At 42.5% G+C, this 17,911-nt stretch carries 16 protein-coding genes; 6 read left to right on the top strand and 10 right to left on the bottom strand.

All coding sequences use genetic code 11. The annotated features are described in order from the left end of the window. Positions 1-6 precede the first annotated feature (6 nt). The 3 genes from M1D84_RS17185 to M1D84_RS17195 are packed head-to-tail and all read right to left on the bottom strand — an operon-like array spanning position 7 to position 5,136. The gene (locus M1D84_RS17185; protein WP_024427273.1) at positions 7-1,092 is read right to left on the bottom strand and encodes an ABC transporter substrate-binding protein; all 1,086 of its coding nucleotides are present in this window, start codon (positions 1,090-1,092) and stop codon (positions 7-9) included. After that, positions 1,089-3,077: a hydantoinase B/oxoprolinase family protein gene (locus tag M1D84_RS17190; RefSeq protein ID WP_332285358.1), complete on the bottom strand. Its 1,989-nt coding sequence runs from the start codon at positions 3,075-3,077 to the stop codon at positions 1,089-1,091. The genes M1D84_RS17185 and M1D84_RS17190 overlap by 4 nt, the downstream gene beginning before the upstream one ends. Further along, a complete protein-coding gene (locus M1D84_RS17195; protein WP_332285360.1) occupies positions 3,067-5,136 on the bottom strand; it encodes a hydantoinase/oxoprolinase family protein in 2,070 nt (689 codons plus the stop codon). Before M1D84_RS17195 ends, M1D84_RS17190 begins: the two co-directional genes overlap by 11 nt. 367 nt (positions 5,137-5,503) lie before the next feature. Here M1D84_RS17195 and M1D84_RS17200 point away from each other — a divergent pair, with 367 nt between their 5' ends. The 3 genes from M1D84_RS17200 (at position 5,504) to M1D84_RS17210 (ending at position 8,263) form a co-directional block, all read left to right on the top strand. Further along, complete coding sequence (locus tag M1D84_RS17200) at positions 5,504-5,932, top strand: NucA/NucB deoxyribonuclease domain-containing protein (RefSeq protein WP_024424305.1); 429 nt, start codon at positions 5,504-5,506, stop codon at positions 5,930-5,932. A gap of 127 nt (positions 5,933-6,059) precedes the next feature. Continuing rightward, positions 6,060-7,757, top strand: coding sequence for a methyl-accepting chemotaxis protein (locus M1D84_RS17205; RefSeq protein WP_185854079.1), 1,698 nt, complete (start codon positions 6,060-6,062; stop codon positions 7,755-7,757). 119 nt (positions 7,758-7,876) lie between these two features. Continuing rightward, on the top strand, positions 7,877-8,263 hold the full coding sequence (locus tag M1D84_RS17210; protein WP_332285363.1) for a competence protein ComJ: 387 nt from the start codon (positions 7,877-7,879) through the stop codon (positions 8,261-8,263). A 1-nt stretch (position 8,264) separates the two neighbouring features. Here M1D84_RS17210 and M1D84_RS17215 read toward each other — a convergent pair whose 3' ends face one another. Together M1D84_RS17215 and M1D84_RS17220 are read right to left on the bottom strand one after the other, a co-directional pair. Further along, the gene (locus M1D84_RS17215) at positions 8,265-9,071 is read right to left on the bottom strand and encodes an AAC(3) family N-acetyltransferase (RefSeq protein ID WP_185854078.1); all 807 of its coding nucleotides are present in this window, start codon (positions 9,069-9,071) and stop codon (positions 8,265-8,267) included. 28 nt (positions 9,072-9,099) lie between these two features. Next, complete coding sequence (locus tag M1D84_RS17220; RefSeq protein ID WP_025092811.1) at positions 9,100-9,516, bottom strand: Lrp/AsnC family transcriptional regulator; 417 nt, start codon at positions 9,514-9,516, stop codon at positions 9,100-9,102. 115 nt (positions 9,517-9,631) lie between these two features. On the opposite strand from M1D84_RS17220, the gene M1D84_RS17225 reads away from it, so the two are divergent. Then, entirely contained in the window at positions 9,632-10,396 is a 765-nt protein-coding gene (locus tag M1D84_RS17225) for an MBL fold metallo-hydrolase (RefSeq protein WP_034624002.1), read from the top strand. A 43-nt stretch (positions 10,397-10,439) separates the two neighbouring features. Here M1D84_RS17225 and M1D84_RS17230 read toward each other — a convergent pair whose 3' ends face one another. Beyond that, positions 10,440-10,769 (bottom strand): YckD family protein, encoded by a 330-nt coding sequence (locus M1D84_RS17230; protein WP_185854516.1) that lies wholly within the window; start codon positions 10,767-10,769, stop codon positions 10,440-10,442. Positions 10,770-10,951: 182 nt separating this feature from the next. Between M1D84_RS17230 and M1D84_RS17235 the strand changes: the two genes are divergently transcribed. Both M1D84_RS17235 and M1D84_RS17240 read left to right on the top strand, forming a co-directional pair. Then, positions 10,952-11,824 carry a transporter substrate-binding domain-containing protein gene (locus M1D84_RS17235; RefSeq protein ID WP_044332703.1) on the top strand — a complete coding sequence of 291 codons (873 nt, stop codon included), beginning with the start codon at positions 10,952-10,954 and terminating at the stop codon, positions 11,822-11,824. 12 nt (positions 11,825-11,836) lie between these two features. Beyond that, positions 11,837-12,514, top strand: coding sequence for an amino acid ABC transporter permease (locus M1D84_RS17240; RefSeq protein WP_034283291.1), 678 nt, complete (start codon positions 11,837-11,839; stop codon positions 12,512-12,514). Between the two features lie 117 nt (positions 12,515-12,631). Here the strand turns inward: M1D84_RS17240 and M1D84_RS17245 are convergent, their stop codons facing one another. From M1D84_RS17245 to M1D84_RS17260, 4 genes are all read right to left on the bottom strand, one after another. Next, positions 12,632-13,930 carry an arsenic transporter gene (locus M1D84_RS17245; protein WP_135032815.1) on the bottom strand — a complete coding sequence of 433 codons (1,299 nt, stop codon included), beginning with the start codon at positions 13,928-13,930 and terminating at the stop codon, positions 12,632-12,634. 132 nt (positions 13,931-14,062) lie between these two features. Then, positions 14,063-15,295 (bottom strand): PucR family transcriptional regulator, encoded by a 1,233-nt coding sequence (locus tag M1D84_RS17250; protein WP_024424315.1) that lies wholly within the window; start codon positions 15,293-15,295, stop codon positions 14,063-14,065. A gap of 126 nt (positions 15,296-15,421) precedes the next feature. After that, positions 15,422-16,969, bottom strand: coding sequence for an L-glutamate gamma-semialdehyde dehydrogenase (gene pruA, locus M1D84_RS17255; protein WP_024424316.1), 1,548 nt, complete (start codon positions 16,967-16,969; stop codon positions 15,422-15,424). A 23-nt stretch (positions 16,970-16,992) separates the two neighbouring features. Beyond that, positions 16,993-17,910, bottom strand: coding sequence for a proline dehydrogenase family protein (locus M1D84_RS17260; RefSeq protein WP_151863125.1), 918 nt, complete (start codon positions 17,908-17,910; stop codon positions 16,993-16,995). Position 17,911: the final 1 nt, after the last annotated feature.

Genomic DNA, 17,911 nt, shown 5'->3' on the forward strand with positions numbered 1-17,911 from the left:
GATCACCTATTTTCCTCCGCCTAATACTTCGTTCCATCGATTTGTCCAATTGCCAAGCTCAGAGGTCGCTGTTTCATAATCTACCCACGTCAGCTTGCTGTAATAATTTTCTCCAACTTTCACTTTCCCCTTAATCTTGTCATCGTATTTCACATCAGAATTCGACATGCCATAATAAGATTTTTCCGAGAAAGCCTCCTGAGCTTCTTTTCCACTTAAGTAGTTTAATAGTTTGTACGCCGCTTCTTCATGCGGACTTCCCTTCGTTAAAGCCCAGCTCGCAACAGCTGCAACAGCACCTTCTTTCGGATATGAAAAACCAATATCCATGCCTTCTTCTTCAAGTGCAAATACTCGTCCGTCCCAATATGGAACAGCCGCAACATCCCCACGTTCTAACAAGGTTTGAATCGATCCTGGGTTATCTGGAAAAGCAGCAACATGACCTTTTAACTGCGCGAGACTTTTAAATGCTTTATCAATATCCTTAGGATTTGATTCTGTCCCCCCTTGCGCATGAACAAGTGCAGAGAAAAATTGCAAACCGGCTGAATAAGTCGGAGATGAAATGGCTACCTTCCCTTTCAGCTGACTGCTCCATAGGTCAGTCCAGCTGTTTGGTTCCTGCTTGACGAGGTCTTTTCTATAAGCAATACCAAGCTGCCCCATACTAAAACCTGCTGCATATTGTTTTCCATTCACAGTAAGCTTCTTTTGGACAGAACGGTAAAGCTTTTTGACGTTCGGCGCTTGATCTTCATCAATAGGCGCAAGAACGTTTGCCGCGATACCTCTTTGAATCGTATCAGGCTGTAAGATTAGTAAGTCATATGGTGGATTTTTCCCATTTGACGCTTTTAATTTTGTAAACCATTCAGAATCCGCCCCAGAGACGGTTTGCACTTTAATTCCTGTATCTTTTTCAAACTTTTCGAGGATTGGTTTGATATTCTTTTCCCAATCGCCTCCATATACGCCAACAATCACAGTCTGCTGCTGTTTGCCTTGATCCTTTCCATTTCCACCACAAGCGGTCAGCAGTACAACGATTGATAGGATGCCTGCAAAAATAGCGATTAATCTTCTTTTCATGATTCATTTCCCCCTTTTTGTCCATTCATTTGACGAAGTGCTTGAGTAATATCTTTCGTTGTTAACGGCTCTTTTCTATGACTGAAATGTTGATGAACTGCATGTTTATAGTGCGTACGTTCATTAGCCGGATAGGAACGAAGCTGAACGGCTAGCTCACTGCTGGCTTCGTCCGTCCATACTTTCTCATAAGCTGCTCTTTGTTCTCCGAAATCCCACACGTCAGTAGATGGAGAATGATTAACCTTTTCACGTACCCTGCTCGTCTGCTCCTCATCAATCTTCCATTCATTTTGGTCTAAATATATTTTCACACCATATTGCTGCAGCGCTCTTTCTTCACTTAATAGACCTGCTTCCACTTCCTGAAGGACTTTTTCTTTCTTCCTGTCAAATGGATTCCCCCAGCCGCCTCCACTTGGTGAAATCAATTGAACGATATCGCCTTTATCAAGTCGCAAGACATCTATTTTGGGCTGGTCTTGTTTCTCACCATTAGCTGTGATCAGCTTGACCTCACCAACCGCTCCTGCTCGGCCGCCCATTAATCCCCAAGGCTGAAACTTCATCCGTTCCATTCCTCGTGCTGTCACCATCGATTCAGGCTTCATCATTTCAAATTCCAAACCAATCGCATGTCCGCCTCGATTTTCACCAGCTCCACCTGTATTCGGCAGAAGCTCATATCGGTGAACATGAATATCAATATGCTGTTCCAAACTCTCAATTGGGGTATTCTTCAAAAAGCCTGACGAATGATCAATACCGTCCACTCCATCAGTACCATTTTGAGCACCTCCGCCTCCGCCTAATGGTTCGACAACGGACATTTTCCTGCCACCCGTTTGATCATCAGGTACAGAGAGAACCACAATGGCAGATTGACCTGCACCTGCTGCCGGCACTGCTTCAGGCAGCAGCTTACCAATGGCGCCTAGCACGACATTGTACAGCCTCATCGTAATCGAATGCCGAATTCCGACAGAGGCAGGGTATTCTGGGTGCACCAGCGTTCCTTTAGGAGAGACCACGTCAATTGGATACGTTATTCCACCATTAATCGGTATAAAAGGATCCTTACTAATGATGTAATTAATCAACCCTTGATAAAGAAAGGAATGCTTCTGACCATTGGTGACAAGGTTAAAGGCTGTTTTTACTTGCGGATCACACTCAGAAAAATCGAGCGTCAGCCGTTTCCCTTTGATCGTTAGCTTGATTTTCAACCGAATAGGGACGTCTGAGATCATATCATCATCTAAATAATCAGCAAATTCACTCGTTCCATCCGGTATAGCTTCAATGACCTTTCCAGCACGATCCTCGGCTTGCTTCAGCAAGTCTATCATTCCTTGTTTCACTTCGTTTTTTCCGAATTTCTCAATCATTTCTTTTAACCGAATATCTGCTGTATTCACTGCAGCAATCATCGCATTGATATCACCATCATTTAGATGACTAGCGCGGCTGTTAGCTCTTAAAAAGGTACGTACGACCTGATTCTCTTTTCCGCCTTCATAAATTTTTACTGGCGGAATTCTTAATCCTTCTTGATGAACATCCGTTGCTGTCGGTGAAATACTCGAAGGCACAAGTCCACCCACATCACTGACATGAACAAAAGACCAAGCATAGCTTACGATTTCATCATCTACAAAAATCGGCTTAATGATATGGACATCTGGCAGGTGAGTCGCCAAACCATCTGTCGTATAAGGATCATTAGTGATGATAATGTCTCCTGGCTGCATCGGCCCGCTTTCTTCAATCGCCTTTTTTAGACTCAGCCCTAAAAAGATCGTCACACCCACTGTCTTCGGATAAACAAAGAAATCTCCAGAAGGCGTGGCTAATGCTGTCGCAAAGTCAGCAGATTCTTTGACGAAGGTCGTAAATGACGTTCGTTCAATGACATGTCCCATGCCTGATGCAATCGCATTAAAATAACTGCGCATCATCTCAAGCTTTGCTGGATCAGTTCTCATGTAAAGCTGCCTCCTTTGAAATCACTAAGTTACCTGATGGATCAATGCTGCCTGCCCAGTTTGGCAAAATTAATGTTGTTGTATCATCCTGCTCAATAACGGCTGGTCCATTAACAATAGAACCTACTGACAGAGTATCCCGGTTATAAACCGATGCTTCGTATTCTTTTTCCTCTATAAAGATTCGTCTATATTCATATGGTTTCAAAGACTGTCCGCTGCTTTCATGAACAGGTGAAAAAGGCAGAGGAGGCGTCTCGCCTATGACTCGAACGCGTAAATGAGTAAACTCGATGTTTGCCTGATCATCCCTATGACCATATTGTCGTTGATGCAGTTTGTGAAAGGCTTCAATGAGTTGGTGGATGTCTTGTTCTTGTTTTAGCCAATCAATCGATAATGGCAATTCAATCTCAAATGCCTGTCCTTGATAACGTGCGTCTGCTAATAATAGAATGGATGTCTGATTGATATGCTGAATGTCCTGCTGGCTGACCCAATCAGCCGCTTTTCGCGACAGCTTCTCATAATCTTGTTTTAGTTGTTTGATCGAATAGTCTTGTAAGCATATTTTCTTCGACAGCACCGCATCATGAATAAAGTCAGCGGTCAGAGCACCTAATGCACATAATGTACCCGGACTCGGAGGAACAACCACATTTTTCGCATGAATTTCTCTCGCAAGAAAATTCGCTACAACCGGTCCTGCTCCGCCAAACGCCAGCAAACTAAAATCTCTAGGGTCAAATCCTTGCTGCTCCATCACATTGCTTAATTCTGTGTACATATTGGCTACGGCTACTTGAATGAGCTGGTCAGCCGCCTCTTCAACCGTTTTGTTGAGCTGATCAGCAATTGGCTGAAAGGCCTTTTTCGCCGCAGACAACTGTAATTGTAAATGTCCTCCGGCAAAACGTTCTTGATTGAGATAACCGCATATGAGAAACGCATCAGTTAAAGCTGCTTTTTCTCCCTTTCCATACGAAGCTGGTCCCGGATTTGAGCCAACTGATTCTGGCCCCGCTTTTAGAAGTCCGCCCTGATCAATCCATGCTACCGAACCTCCCCCTGCTCCTATTGAATACATCGCAACAGATGGAAGAATGATTGGGAAGCCTGAAAGCTGATTGGATTGCGCCATTGTAGGCTGTCCATTTTGAATAATCGAGATATCTGCACTCGTCCCCCCGACATCAAAAGTGATCAGGTTGGGTTCACTAGCTGATGCTGCAATTCTCGCCGCACCGATGACACCAGCTGCCGGACCAGAAAAGAGAGTCTTAACAGGCGAGGTTGCCGCACTTTCTGCATCCATTAAACCACCATTTGATTGTGTAATGTATGGAGAAATTGGTACACCTTCTTCCTTCAAACGAATTTTCAGTGTTTGTAAATACTGTTTCACCTTTGGTTGAATGTACAAATTAACAACAGACATCACTGTACGCTCGTATTCCCTCATTTGAGGCCATAATTCAGATGAAGTAAGGACTTCTAACTGTGGATAATGATGATTGATATAGGCTTTTGCCTGTAATTCATGAACTGGGTTTTGATAACTATGTAAAAAAGAAATGACGATGCCTGCTAGATTTTTAGATATAACATGCTGGACTGCATCATCTAACTGCTGCAGATAGAGAGGGTTTTTGATCGTACCATCGTGTATCAACCTTTCAGAGATTGGATATACATGCTTCCGAGGTATCAATGGTTCTGGCAAACGAGAATTGAAGTCATAAGGAATGGGTAGTCGTAAACGTTGAAGTGACAATATATCTTGAAATCCTTCTGTCACAAAAAGGGCTAAATCTGCTCCTTTTCGCTGCAATAATGTATTAAGACCGATTGTCATTCCGTGAACGAGGTATTGGATGTTGGATAAATCAACACCTCTTTTTTTTAGAAGATTTAACCCATTGATAATACCTTGGGCTGGGTCATCAGTCACTGTGGGTGTCTTGAGTTCAGTCAGCTCCCCTGTTGCTTCATTTATCAACGATAAATCAGTAAATGTTCCGCCTATGTCTATTCCGAGCCGGTATGAGACATCCGCCATTTGTACTTCCCTCCTACAATGTAATTAGAATCATATTTTGATAAATTACGACATTTTTTGATATTTGACTCCATATTATTAAAGCAGATCGGTCTAGTCAATTTTATTTTTTTGAAATTTCTGTGTGTTAAATTCTTGAAATTAGCTCAAAAAGCAGTGATAAAGCCATTTTGGATGAGCATAATCGTTTTATGATCTACAAAATTAAAATTTTTATGAATTTCTACAAAAATGAAAAACAAGAAATCAAGTAAAATCTGTTTTTTGAATTTTAAAAGGCGTTTTTTCAAAACCAGGAGAAATTGGTAAGTAATTCTGCTATACTTCTGTTTACAAAATACGCAAACAAGAAAGAGAGCCAGCACCTATGAAACTTCTTAAAATGATTCTCTTGCTTTTATTGATTGTTATTGGTGTAGCAACAGGCTATATCCAGCTGGAGCAAGGGAAACAAGAGACAGCGAATTCATCTTATGACAAAACGATTCATTTTCCATCAGACCGCTATCCCGAAACAGCCAAGCACATAGAAGAAGCCATTGATGAAGGTCATTCATCCATTTGTACAATTGACCGTAAACATAGTGATGAGCAGAGGGATCGATCATTACATGGCGTTCCAACAAAGCGCGGGTATGATCGTGACGAATGGCCAATGGCAATGTGCAAAGAAGGAGGCACAGGAGCTTCTGTCAAATATGTACGCCCTTCTGATAATAGAGGCGCAGGCTCGTGGGTGAGTCATCAATTATCGGATGATCCTGACGGCACAAGAATTCAATTTATCATCGATTAGCAGCCTTTCCCTTTTCTATATTAAAAAAATTTTCACATGACTGCATGCAGGTATTTTAAACACTTTTTTCATGCCGATAATCCTTAAGGAGGGATATCCTACCTTATACCTAAAGGAGTTAAAAAGCATGAAGAAAAAGGGAAAACTGAGGCTTGGCGCCAAAATTTTGCTGATCTTTTTAAGTGTCCTCATCATCTTTTCCGCAGTTGTTGGTTATGTGGTGAATCGCGAGATGACAGAAAACATCAAGCATATGGCAACTGAAAAAGCAAAAGGTGATTTAAAACTAGGCTACGCCTACCTGAATGAAAAAGTAGAAGGCTCGTGGCAGATTAAAGAGAACAAGCTATTCAAAGGAAATACGCAAATGAATGATCATGACACATTGGTTGACCAATTAGCCGAATATACCGGTGATACCATCACGATTTTTCAAGGAAATACCCGCGTTGCTACGAATGTCATGTTAAACGGGAAACGAGCTGTAGGTACAGAAGTCTCTCCTGAAGTGAAGACCACTGTTTTAGATAAAGGAGAAAACTATTACGGCACTGCAAATGTTGCCGGGAAAGACTATCAAACGGCTTATATGCCGATCAAAAATGAAGCAGGCGAAACAATTGGTATTTTTTATACTGGCGCCAATCAAAGCATGATTTCACAAATGCTTCAGTCATTCTATATACAATTTGTCATCGTCCTTTTGTTAAGTCTGATCGTTTCGGTCATCATTATTTCTATTTTCACTAAACGGATTCAGGCACGTCTCAAGCATATGGCTTCTGCCATTAAGAGTGCAGGCGAAGGTGATTTAACCATCAATGTGACGGATACTGCTGGTGATGAATTGTCTGATCTGGCTGGCCATTTCAATAAGATGCGTGAAAAACTAAATCAAACCATTCTAAATGTCATGAACACGTCTGAATTAGTGGCCACATCCTCTGAGCAGCTGTCAGCTAGCGCAGAAGAAACAAGTGCAGCATCAGAAAAAATCACCTACACGATTCAAGAAGTGGCACAATCTTCAGAAGAACAGTCCACTCAAATGACAGCTAGTGAGCACAAAATGATTCAAGTATCAAACGAGCTGGCAAACATCACTGAAAATGCAGGACAAATGGCTTCAAGAAGTCACTCCGCACAAGAAGTGGCCCAAAAAGGTGTACACAATATCGGTGAAGTTCATTCACAAATGACGTCTATTGCCAAATCAATTGAAGAAAATGGTACAGCGATTCAAGCATTGGAAACACGTTCAGCTGAAATTGATCATATTTCCAAAGTCATTACAGATATCGCCAGCCAGACAAACCTGCTAGCTCTTAATGCAGCAATTGAAGCAGCACGGGCAGGTGAGCATGGAAAAGGATTTGCTGTTGTCGCAGACGAAGTGAGAAAGCTTGCAGAAGAATCTCAAGCATCATCAAACATGATTTCCCATCTCATTTCTGAAATACAAAAAGAGATGACTCATTCGACGAATGCCATCAAACGAGTAAGAGAGGAAGCGGCTCAAGGGGCTGTACTTATCTCTCATACAGAGGAATCATTTCATGATATCCAGCAGTCGATGAGAGAAATGGCGAATGGCATTAAGCATTTATCAAGTGCATCACAAAAAATCGCAGCTTATACAAACGATGCGAAACAGTCTTTTGCGTCTATTACAGAAGGCGTGAAACGAACGAGTGAACATTCACAGCAAGTAGCCGGTTTAACAGAAGAACAATTTGCTGCAATGGAAGAAGTAACAGCTTCATCAGAAGCGCTTGCCCATTTAGCAGGAGATTTAAAAGCAATGGTCTCGCAATTTCACATCTAGATCCCACACCAAATAGCGCAAGACGGCGACAATCGTCTTGCTGCCTAACTTTCTCCTCAAGAATCACTCTTTAACCATTCACGTTCCAACGAAAATCCATAAATAAAGGAGTTTTTTATATGAATCACTTAAATCAAGCCTATTCCCTATCTATCTCCTACCACCAAATCACGGTATACACCGGAAGCGAAACACCACCTGTTATTGATTGGACAGATGAGGACATTCTTCAAGGATTTGCAACGGGAGATCAAGGAGTTTCCTTTGAAGGAATCAATAATGGAAAGGCGTCTATTATTGTGACATTAAATAGCGATGAGCCCCAAGTCTCGGTTGATAGAGCCATAACAGTTCCCTTTACGCTTACAAGTGACCAAGTTTATATCACAAGCGTCATGGCCCATGTGCTGTCTTTCTCCATTCCAAAAGGAAACTATCAGCTTAACTGCTACACCTCACAGCAGCCTGATCAAGACGTTTATTATGTAAATTTCCAAACAGTGTAGATTACGACTGATCGTATAGATCAAGCCACTGTTCCGCATAGTCTACCGATTCTCTCATGGGCAGTAAATATGAACTGGCAAGTCCAATTTGATTGTGCTGATGGATGCCTCCTGATTGCAGAAAATCACGGCCAATCTGTTCAAATAGTTCTTCTCTTGTGATGATATCTTGGTACTCTTTCCATACCCTCCACCCATTCTCTAAAATAGGGGCTCCTCTTGTCATGAGGTCCTGCTGAGGGATTCGGTATTCAGCTAGATGAAAAGCTGTCATGCTCTCAAATGATGCACCAAGCAGCAGCACTTGAGCATGAAGATCATACATGCGGCCAAGAGGCGACTGCTCTCCTAATCCAAAGGAAAGTGCATGGTGTTTCAGAATTTCATGTTTTCTTTTCCCCCAGGCGGTGAATGAAAAATGGGGATGATTGCTTCTCGCCACGCCTGGGTATTTCCAAAATGTTTCCGCCACCTTTCCCATTGCTGCTGGCGTCGTGTAAGCTGGGTCAAATGCGGGCATTGTTTCTTTGATCGATTTCCACCATGAATAAGGAACAGGCGGATCGATCCAATCGGCGGGATCAGAAAGCTCTAACGTTTGTGCCGGCATAATCAGTGTCCCCTCTTCTGTTAAGGTTTCCATCAATGCTTGTATGACGGCTACAGCGCCTCCGTTTACCCAGCCGATTGATGATAAAGATGAATGAACACATAAAATCATGCCCTTTTTCACACCAAGTTGAACCAAGTCTGCTTTGATTCTTTCCTTTGTCATCGGTTCAGCTTGATTTTCGATTAATTTTTGCATCGTTCCTTTTCCTCCTGCGTCTCTTCTATTACTGATGAATGAGACGTTTAACCGCAATAGACAGTTTGTAATTGGCGTAATTCGTCAGCTCCGTTAAAAACTGATCAAGTTCATCATGACTGGAGAAATGTCCTTCAGCCATATAACAGCCTTCACCACTTATTTTGAACAAATTCTTGATTTCTTCCTTTTTATAAAGAAACGACAGAAGTGGTTCATGATGATGACTACGGGTATATAGCTGCAAAAAGGTTTGAATCGTCTTTTGTGTCTGCCAATCAATTGAAATGGTATATGCTTCAATCACGCCTTCTTCTTCTAGCTTTAACACCCGATTTGCAACAGCTTGGCCGGTTAAATGAACTTTTTCACCTAGAGCTTTCATCGTTAATCGGCTGTTCTTTGATAGTTCTTTTAAAATATTCATATCTGTTTGGTCTAGCATTGGCTCACCTCTTTCAAAAATCAAGCCCTTCTGCCAAAAGACTTTCATGATCCTCTGTCACGTAGAACTCTTTTAATATACTGTAAACTTAATCAGAAAAAAAGGAGGCCTTTTTATGAAAATAACACTCATTCGCAATGCGACTTTATACCTTCACTATGGTCATTCAACTTTTTTAATCGATCCCTTTTTAGCAGCAAAAGGAACATATCCACCGTTCCCTCATACAGCCAATCAACATTTGAACAATCCTATTGTGGAGCTTCCTGTAAATATAGATTTAGACAGTCTGTTACACCCAGATGCTGTCTTACTCTCTCATTTACATGTGGACCACTTTGACGACGAGGCCAAAAGGAAATTAGCTCAGGATCAACCAATTTATACTCAATCGGAGAAGGATCGAAAAGAAGTTGAAGAAGCTGGATTTCAGCATGTCACATGCATTGAAGATGAAATGGACATTTGCGGTGTTCATATTAAACGTACAGGCGGACAGCATGGGACGGGAGAAACGGCGAAGCGGATGGGGCAGGTGAGCGGTTTTGTTTTCTCTCACCCTGATGAACCTACCCTTTATATTGCAGGTGATACCATTTGGTGTGATGAACCGAAAGAGGTTGTGAATACAAGCAAGCCAGACGTCATTGTGGTCAATAGCGGGGCTGCTCAATTTTTAGAAGGCGATCCCATTACAATGACCAAGGAAGAGATTCTAGACATTCACCGTTCTCAGCCAAAAGCTCAAATTGTCGTCTGTCATCTTGAAGCAGTGAATCATTGCCTGTTAACAAGAGCTGCTTTAGAAGCTTACGTTCAAGAGCATCATGCAGATCAAGCCATTTTTGTCCCTCAAGATGGGGAAAGTCTCACCTTCTGATCGACAATAAAAAACCGGCACTTCGCTGCCGGTTTCATCATTATCATGGGCGATGGTGCTGTGGTTTTTTCAGCAATGGAACAAATCCGTTCTTTTTCAAATGAGTGTAATGCTCATCCATTCGTTTCGTGATGTGTGTGCCTTGTTCCTTTGTTAACACGCCGTACTGTACATATTTCTCAATGACTTCTTTTCGCTTAGAAAGAATTTGCTGCTCAAGGATTTCAATTTGTTTTTGTTGTTCTGCTGTTAATTTCACTTGATGTGTCACCGGGCGCTTTTCCATTTGAGGTGTTTCTCCATGAGCCGTTTCTATATGAAAACCAAATAACAGCATCATCGACAAGATGATCAAACTACTTATTTTTTGCATCATTGTTGTTCCCTCCTTTATTCGCCTTTATTTTGCGCTCGCTTTCCTTTTTTATACATTATTTCTAACACGCAAATTGCTTAAAATATTCTTACTTTTTCACTTTTCTTCTGAAAACGTTGTCCTTACAGAAAAAGCGTGCTATGTTTTGTTTTGTATAAAAAATAGAGGAGGATTCTTAAATGAGTCGTTTTTATCATAAAAAACCTATATGGATCATGCTTGTTGTATCTGCTTTCATGCTTATCATGTCTGCTTGCAGTCAATCAGGCTCATCTCAATCTGAAGACACAAAGTGGGATCAGATTAAAAAGAAAGGGAAAATCGTGGTTGCAACTTCAGGCACCCTTTATCCAACTTCTTATCATGATACTTCTAATGGCAAGGATCAATTAACTGGCTATGAAGTAGAAGTCGTCAAAGAAGCGTTTAAACGTCTTGATGTGAAAGTAGAATTTAAAGAAATGGGCTATGATGGGATGCTGAGCGCCATTAATTCTGGTCAAGTGGATGCCGCTGCAAATGATATCGACATCACAGATGACAGAAAAGACAAGTTTGCCTTTTCAACCCCTTATAAATATTCCTACGGAACGGCTATCGTTCGGAAAGATGATTTATCTGGCATTAAAACTTTAAAAGATTTAAAAGGAAAGAAAGCAGCAGGGGCTGCCACAACGATTTATATGGATGTTGCTCGTAAGTACGGTGCAAAGGAAGTCATTTATGATAATGCGACAAACGAGCAATACCTAAAGGATGTTGCAAACGGCCGTACAGATGTCATTCTAAATGATTATTACTTGCAGACACTGGCTCTTGCTGCATTTCCTAAACTAAATATTACAATTCACCCTGACTTGAAGTACATGCCGAATGAACAAGGTTTTGTTATGAAGAAGGACAACAAAGAGCTTCAAAAAGAATTAAATCGTGTATTAGGCGACATGAAAAAAGACGGAACAATGAAAAAGATTTCTGAGAAATTCTTTAATCATGCAGACGTCTCTAAGAAAATTGATGCTGATGTCGAAGATGTCGACATTTCCAAATAAGGAGCCGCAATCGTGGGAGATATTCATTTAGAATATATATTTAATCCTGCACTGGCAAAGGCGTCATTTCCGTTTGTTATGAAAGGCATCTGGCTGACGCTGCTCATTTCCTTTGTGAGCATGTTTTTTGGTACCATTCTTGGCTTTTTTATCGCTCTTGCCAGGATGGCGAATTCATGGATTCTTCGGCTGCCTGCACGACTGTATATCTCATTCATGCGAGGCGTGCCCATTCTAGTGATTTTGTTTATTCTCTATTTTGGATTCCCCTATATCGGCATTGAGTTCACAGCGGTCACTGCCGCCATTATTGGGTTCAGCTTTAATAGTGCTGCCTATATTGCAGAAATTAACCGGGCGGCTCTCTCCTCTGTTCCAAGTGGACAGGTGGAAGCTGCTAAATCATTAGGTCTCAGCTATTGGCAAACGATGCGTGGTGTCATTTTGCCTCAATCCGTCCGCATCGCCCTGCCGCCATTGACCAATGTCATGCTCGATTTAATCAAAGCTTCCTCACTGGCAGCAATGATTACTGTACCAGAGCTCTTCCAGCAAGCAAAAATTGTAGGCGGACGAGAATTCGATTATATGACCATGTATATTTTGGTCGCACTCATTTACTGGGGCATTTGCAGTGTCGTCTCATTGCTTCAGGACTTTTTAGAAAAACGCTATGCGAAATATCTGTAGCAAAAAAAGAGCAGATCTCATGGATCTGCTCTTTTTCAGCGTGATAGAAAACCTTTGCAGCCCTAAGCACTGGAGCGCAGACCTGCGGGCGAATGCGAGGATTTGTCTGCACGATAATTAATGAATAAGCCATAACCATACATATAACCCGAGTAATGTGAGAATCAAGGTTGGGATGGTCAGGATGATCCCGGCTTTCATGTACGCCCCCCAAGAGATATGGACGCCTTTTTTCTTTAAGACATGAAGCCACAGCAATGTCGCCAATGAGCCGATTGGGGTCATTTTCGGTCCAAGGTTGGAGCCGATGACATTGGCATAAATCAGTCCGTCTCTCATGACACCTGCTGTATCTGTATGTCCAATGGCAATCGCATCAATTAAAACGGTCGGCAGATTGTTCATCACAGAGGACAGCACTGCGGCAAGCACGCCCATAAACATCGTTCCTGCAAGCAAGCCATGTGAAGCCCCTTGCTGGATCCATGCCGCCAATATTTCTGTAAGACCGACATTTTTCAGTCCATATACGACGACATACATACCGATCGAGAAAAACACAATGGACCACGGCGCTTCTTTGACCACTCGCTTTGTCGCTACTTGTGGACTTCTTCTTGCCAGCCACAAGAAAGCAAGGGCAATCCCGCCTACGATGATGGATACTGGAATACCGATCAGTTCCCCCGCAAAATAACCCACAAGCAGACAGCCGAGCACATACCAAGACAAACGGAACATACGGATATCTCGAATAGCTGACGCCGGTTCCTTTGCCTGTGACAGATCGTAGGTTTTTGGGATAAGCTTTCGATAAAATACATACAGAACCAGCATGCTCGCTCCAAGCGACACAAGGTTTGGCACGAACATATTCGCTGTATATTCTAGAAAACCAATATGAAAATAGTCGGCTGATACGATATTGACCAGGTTACTAATGACAAATGGCAAGGAGGTTGTGTCTGCAATAAAACCGCTTGCCATCACAAAAGGAAGCACCATGCGCTCATCCAGCTTCAACGCTCTCACCACAGATAAGACGATTGGGGTCAAGATCAGTGCCGCTCCATCGTTGGCAAAAAAAGCAGCCACAACAGCGCCGAGCAATGTTAAGTAAATAAACATGCGGACACCGTTGCCTCTTGCGGCTTTTGCCATATGCAGTGCAGCCCATTCAAAAAAACCGATCTCATCTAAAATTAACGAAATGATAATAATGCCAATAAAGGCAAAGGTAGCGTTCCATACAATTTGCGTGACTTCCCACACATCGCCTAGATGAACGACACCAAAGGCAAGTGCAAGAATGGCGCCTCCACACGCTGACCATCCTATGGTGACACGTCCTGGCTGCCAAATGACAAGGACGAGGGTCATGATGAAAATCAAAATGGCTAAGGTGACTGATCCCAAAGGTGGCCCCCCTTTCACTTTTCTCATAAAATCTTTATCTATCATACAACGAAATGCATCAGTTGTATGCCATTTTCGCATGTCACATGAAAACCCGCAGGTGATCCTGTGCACCTGCGGATTCCATCATGATTATTGATCTTTTTTCATCAGCATCAATTCAATAAATAACTCACATCTCTGGCTAAAATGACTTAAGTCGATCGAAGTCATGTCAAAAATTTGTTTCATTCGATAGTTTAATGTATTTTGATGAATAAACAACTGCTCCGCTGCTGGCTTTAGCTTGCAGTTATTCAATAAGTAGACTTCCAGCGTTTTTAAAAACGAGGTTTGACTCTCGCGGTCTTTTTCCTTCAAGCGTAACAAATCTGGATTGAAGTCGTTTTTCTTTTTTTGATGGCTGTAAATAGAGTCTAAAAACCGGAAGACCCCTAAATTCTCATAATCATATGGAATCAGTTCTTGCCCTCCGACAATTTTTACTGCCTTGACGACCTCTATCGCTTCAAATCGACTTGTACTCATTTTCATGACATCACGATACTCTCTTCCCATCCCAATATACAAAGGGGAAGGATGGGCATTCGTTTTTGATTGCAGATGTGCGATGACATCAGCGGCAGTCGCTTTCGGTGAGTGCCGGTCTGACAGGCTGCCTAATATAACGACAATATCTGCTTGAACCGAATAGACGTGATTCACTTTATCCTCTAGCTGCAAATACGTTCGAATGACATCCTTCACATCTTCTGCCGTCTCACTTTTGTTATCGGCAGCGTGCACGACCATAACAGTAAATACGGCTGGCAGTGGAATGCTTAAGTTCTCAGCCTCCCATTTCAGCTCTTCTTCAGTATAAAAATGATCATCCATGACCTTTTTGAAAAACTCTTCAATCTTGCCTTCCTTTTTCTCAAGCTGTTTCTTATTCTTATAAATCACTTTTCCAACCTGAAAGGAAGCTTCGTGTAAAAATTGCAGCTCCTCCTGAGAGAGGGAGTCCTCAATGTCCTGCACCCAAATAAAGCCTACTACCTCTTGTTTATGCTTGGCGCTCACAGCCACCCGCCGATTAAATCCGAGCTCGTCATGGCCGCTCACATAAAAAGGCTTTGACTCCTTGTGAAGCCGCTCAATTACCCCTGTTTTCTTTAACCAATCGACCACAGACCCCGGACATTCCTTGGAGAAAATCGTTTGCTGATTGACTGGGTCAAACTGCTGAATGCTGTAAGAATTATAAGCAAGGAGCTGACACTCTGTGCTTTCTAAAATGACTGGTTTTTTTAAATAGCCGCTAATAAATGCAATTAATTTATCGACATCAAAAAATGTATGAAGCTTTTCTAATATCTCTTCCATCCCGATTGCTCCCTGATTAAGTGATACATTTATCATACTTCTTTCCAGTCAGATTTGTATAGAAACAAGTCGCAAGCAGGCAAAAAAAGCATGAACCCGTCAGTGCAGGTTCATGCTTTTTCCATATTAAAACATTTCACTAATCGTTTTTGCCTGCATGTGCAGAGCCAAGTAATCTGGACCGCCTGCTTTTGAATCCGTTCCTGACATTTTGAAGCCGCCGAATGGGTGGTAACCAACGATGGCACCTGTGCAGTTACGGTTAAAGTAAAGGTTCCCTACATGGAACTCCTGCTTCGCACGGTTGATGTGATCACGATTATTCGTAATGACAGCACCTGTTAAACCGTATTCTGTGTTGTTGGCTACCTCAAGTGCCTCATCAAAGCTAGAGACTTTTGAGAAAGCCAAGACTGGTCCAAAGATTTCTTCTTGCATTAAACGGGACGTTGGCTCAAGATCTGCAAAAATGGTCGGGTGGATAAAGTATCCTTCCGAATCATCACTCGTTCCGCCAGTGACTAAGCGGCCTTCCTGTTTGCCAACCTCGATATAATCCGTGATCTTGTCAAAGGACGCTTGATCAATGACAGGTCCCATGTAAACATCCGCAGAAAGTGGATTGGCTGTTGTTTTCGTTTCTGTGATTTCCTTCACTCGCTCAACCACTTGGTCATACAGCTTCTCATGGACGACAGCCCGAGATCCAGCTGAACATTTTTGACCTGAAAATCCGAAGGCTGATGTGAAAATGGCATTAGCCGCTAATTCAACATCTGCATCCTCATCGACAACCACTGTATCCTTACCGCCCATTTCAGCAATGACACGTTTTAAATGCTGCTGGCCTGGCTGCACTTTTGCCGCGCGTTCAAAGATACGTGTCCCTACTTCTCTTGATCCAGTGAATGTAATCAGACTTGTTTTCGGATGATCTACTAAGTAATCCCCAACCTCTGCTCCGCTTCCTGGTACAAAGTTGACAACACCCTTTGGAAGACCGGCTTGCTCAAGCTCCTCCACAAAACGGGCTGCAATGACAGGTGTCGCACTCGCTGGTTTTAAAACAACTGTATTCCCAGTGACGATTGGCGCTACTGTTGTTCCTGCCATGATCGCAAACAAGAAGTTCCACGGCGGAATCACGAGCGTCACGCCAGTTGGTGTGTACACATATTGATTGCGTTCCCCTTCACGGCTGTTCACTGGTTTTCCTTTCGCCAGCTCCAGCATTTGACGGGCGTAATACTCTAGAAAGTCAATCGCTTCTGCTGTATCTGCATCTGCTTCATTCCACGGCTTACCTGCTTCTTTGACAAGAAGGGCTGAATACTCATGCTTTTTACGGCGAATGCTTGCCGCAGCTCTGAATAATACGCCAGCTCTTTCTTCTGGAGACGTGTAGCGCCATGTTTCGAATGCTTTCGCTGCTGCTTGAACCGCCTGTTCTGCCTCTTCCTTGCCGGCCTTCGATACGGTTCCAACCACTTCATCCTTTTTCGCTGGATTGATCGAAACAATCTTGTCTTTCGTTTCAATTCTTTCTCCATTAATCACGAGCGGATAGGTTTGACCAAGTGATTCTGTTACTTTTGCTAATGCTTGTTCAAAAGCTTTGCGGTTTTCTTCCTGGCTAAAATCCGTGAATGGTTCATGCTTGTAAGGTGTTGTCATTTTTGTCACGCTCCCGTTTCAAATTATTTTTTCGTCATCCCTTTTAGAGCAAAGGCAATGTTTGCCGGCCGTTCTGCAAGACGTCTCATGTAGTAGCCATACCACTCTCGTCCATACGGAGTATAGACCCTCATTTGATAGCCTTCTTTCACAAGTGCCTGCTGCGTTTCTGATCTCATGCCGTACAGCATTTGAAATTCGAACTGACTTGTCTGTATATTGTGTTTTTTCACAATATTTTTCGTGAACTCAATCATTCGATCGTCATGTGTCGCAATGGCTGTATAGTTTCCTGAGAGCAATTGCTTTTCGATCAGCTTTTGATAATTCAGATCAACGTCTTTTTTGTTTGGATACGCCACTTCGGCGGATTCCTTATAGGCACCCTTTACAAGTCTTAAAAATGGCTGCAGCTCATTTAGGTCATCAAGATCCTTTTCTGTTCTGTACAAATACGCCTGCAAGACCGTACTGACATACTCATATTGCGATTTCATCTCTTTAAAAATGTCCAGCGTTTTTTGACAGCGCTGTTCATCCTCCATATCGATTGTCACCATGATACGGTGCTTCTCTGCCGTATCTAAAATACGTTTCATATTGCGATACACAAGGTCATCGTCAATATCCAGGCCAAGTGATGTCATTTTGAGTGACACGTGGGAATTGAGTCCCGCCTCAGCAATCCGCTGAATGGTTTGTATACACTCAGCCGTCCGCTCATTGGCAATTTCTGACTTTGTAACAAACTCACCAAGGTGATCAACTGTCACAGCCATTCCTTGGTCATTTAATCGCTTGATAACAGGGATGGCACTCTCAAAGTCCTTCCCTCCGATGATTTTCTTAGATGCAACAGCACTTCCCCAATTACGAGCAATATGGTTCAAGAGACTGCTCTTTGACAAAAACAAGAAGAAATTTCTTGTGACCGACTCCATA

The organism is Bacillus sp. PK5-006, assembly GCF_054161415.1.

Bases quoted from the DNA above. Each gene is read 5' to 3' on its own strand.
- M1D84_RS17185 (WP_024427273.1), bottom strand. From the start codon at position 1,092: ATGAAAAGAAGATTAATCGCTATTTTTGCAGGCATCCTATCAATCGTT.
- M1D84_RS17190 (WP_332285358.1), bottom strand. From the start codon at position 3,077: ATGAGAACTGATCCAGCAAAGCTTGAGATGATGCGCAGTTATTTTAAT.
- M1D84_RS17195 (WP_332285360.1), bottom strand. From the start codon at position 5,136: ATGGCGGATGTCTCATACCGGCTCGGAATAGACATAGGCGGAACATTT.
- M1D84_RS17200 (WP_024424305.1), top strand. From the start codon at position 5,504: ATGAAACTTCTTAAAATGATTCTCTTGCTTTTATTGATTGTTATTGGT.
- M1D84_RS17205 (WP_185854079.1), top strand. From the start codon at position 6,060: ATGAAGAAAAAGGGAAAACTGAGGCTTGGCGCCAAAATTTTGCTGATC.
- M1D84_RS17210 (WP_332285363.1), top strand. From the start codon at position 7,877: ATGAATCACTTAAATCAAGCCTATTCCCTATCTATCTCCTACCACCAA.
- M1D84_RS17215 (WP_185854078.1), bottom strand. From the start codon at position 9,071: ATGCAAAAATTAATCGAAAATCAAGCTGAACCGATGACAAAGGAAAGA.
- M1D84_RS17220 (WP_025092811.1), bottom strand. From the start codon at position 9,516: ATGCTAGACCAAACAGATATGAATATTTTAAAAGAACTATCAAAGAAC.
- M1D84_RS17225 (WP_034624002.1), top strand. From the start codon at position 9,632: ATGAAAATAACACTCATTCGCAATGCGACTTTATACCTTCACTATGGT.
- M1D84_RS17230 (WP_185854516.1), bottom strand. From the start codon at position 10,769: ATGCAAAAAATAAGTAGTTTGATCATCTTGTCGATGATGCTGTTATTT.
- M1D84_RS17235 (WP_044332703.1), top strand. From the start codon at position 10,952: ATGAGTCGTTTTTATCATAAAAAACCTATATGGATCATGCTTGTTGTA.
- M1D84_RS17250 (WP_024424315.1), bottom strand. From the start codon at position 15,295: ATGGAAGAGATATTAGAAAAGCTTCATACATTTTTTGATGTCGATAAA.
- pruA (WP_024424316.1), bottom strand. From the start codon at position 16,969: ATGACAACACCTTACAAGCATGAACCATTCACGGATTTTAGCCAGGAA.
- M1D84_RS17260 (WP_151863125.1), bottom strand. From the start codon at position 17,910: ATGGAGTCGGTCACAAGAAATTTCTTCTTGTTTTTGTCAAAGAGCAGT.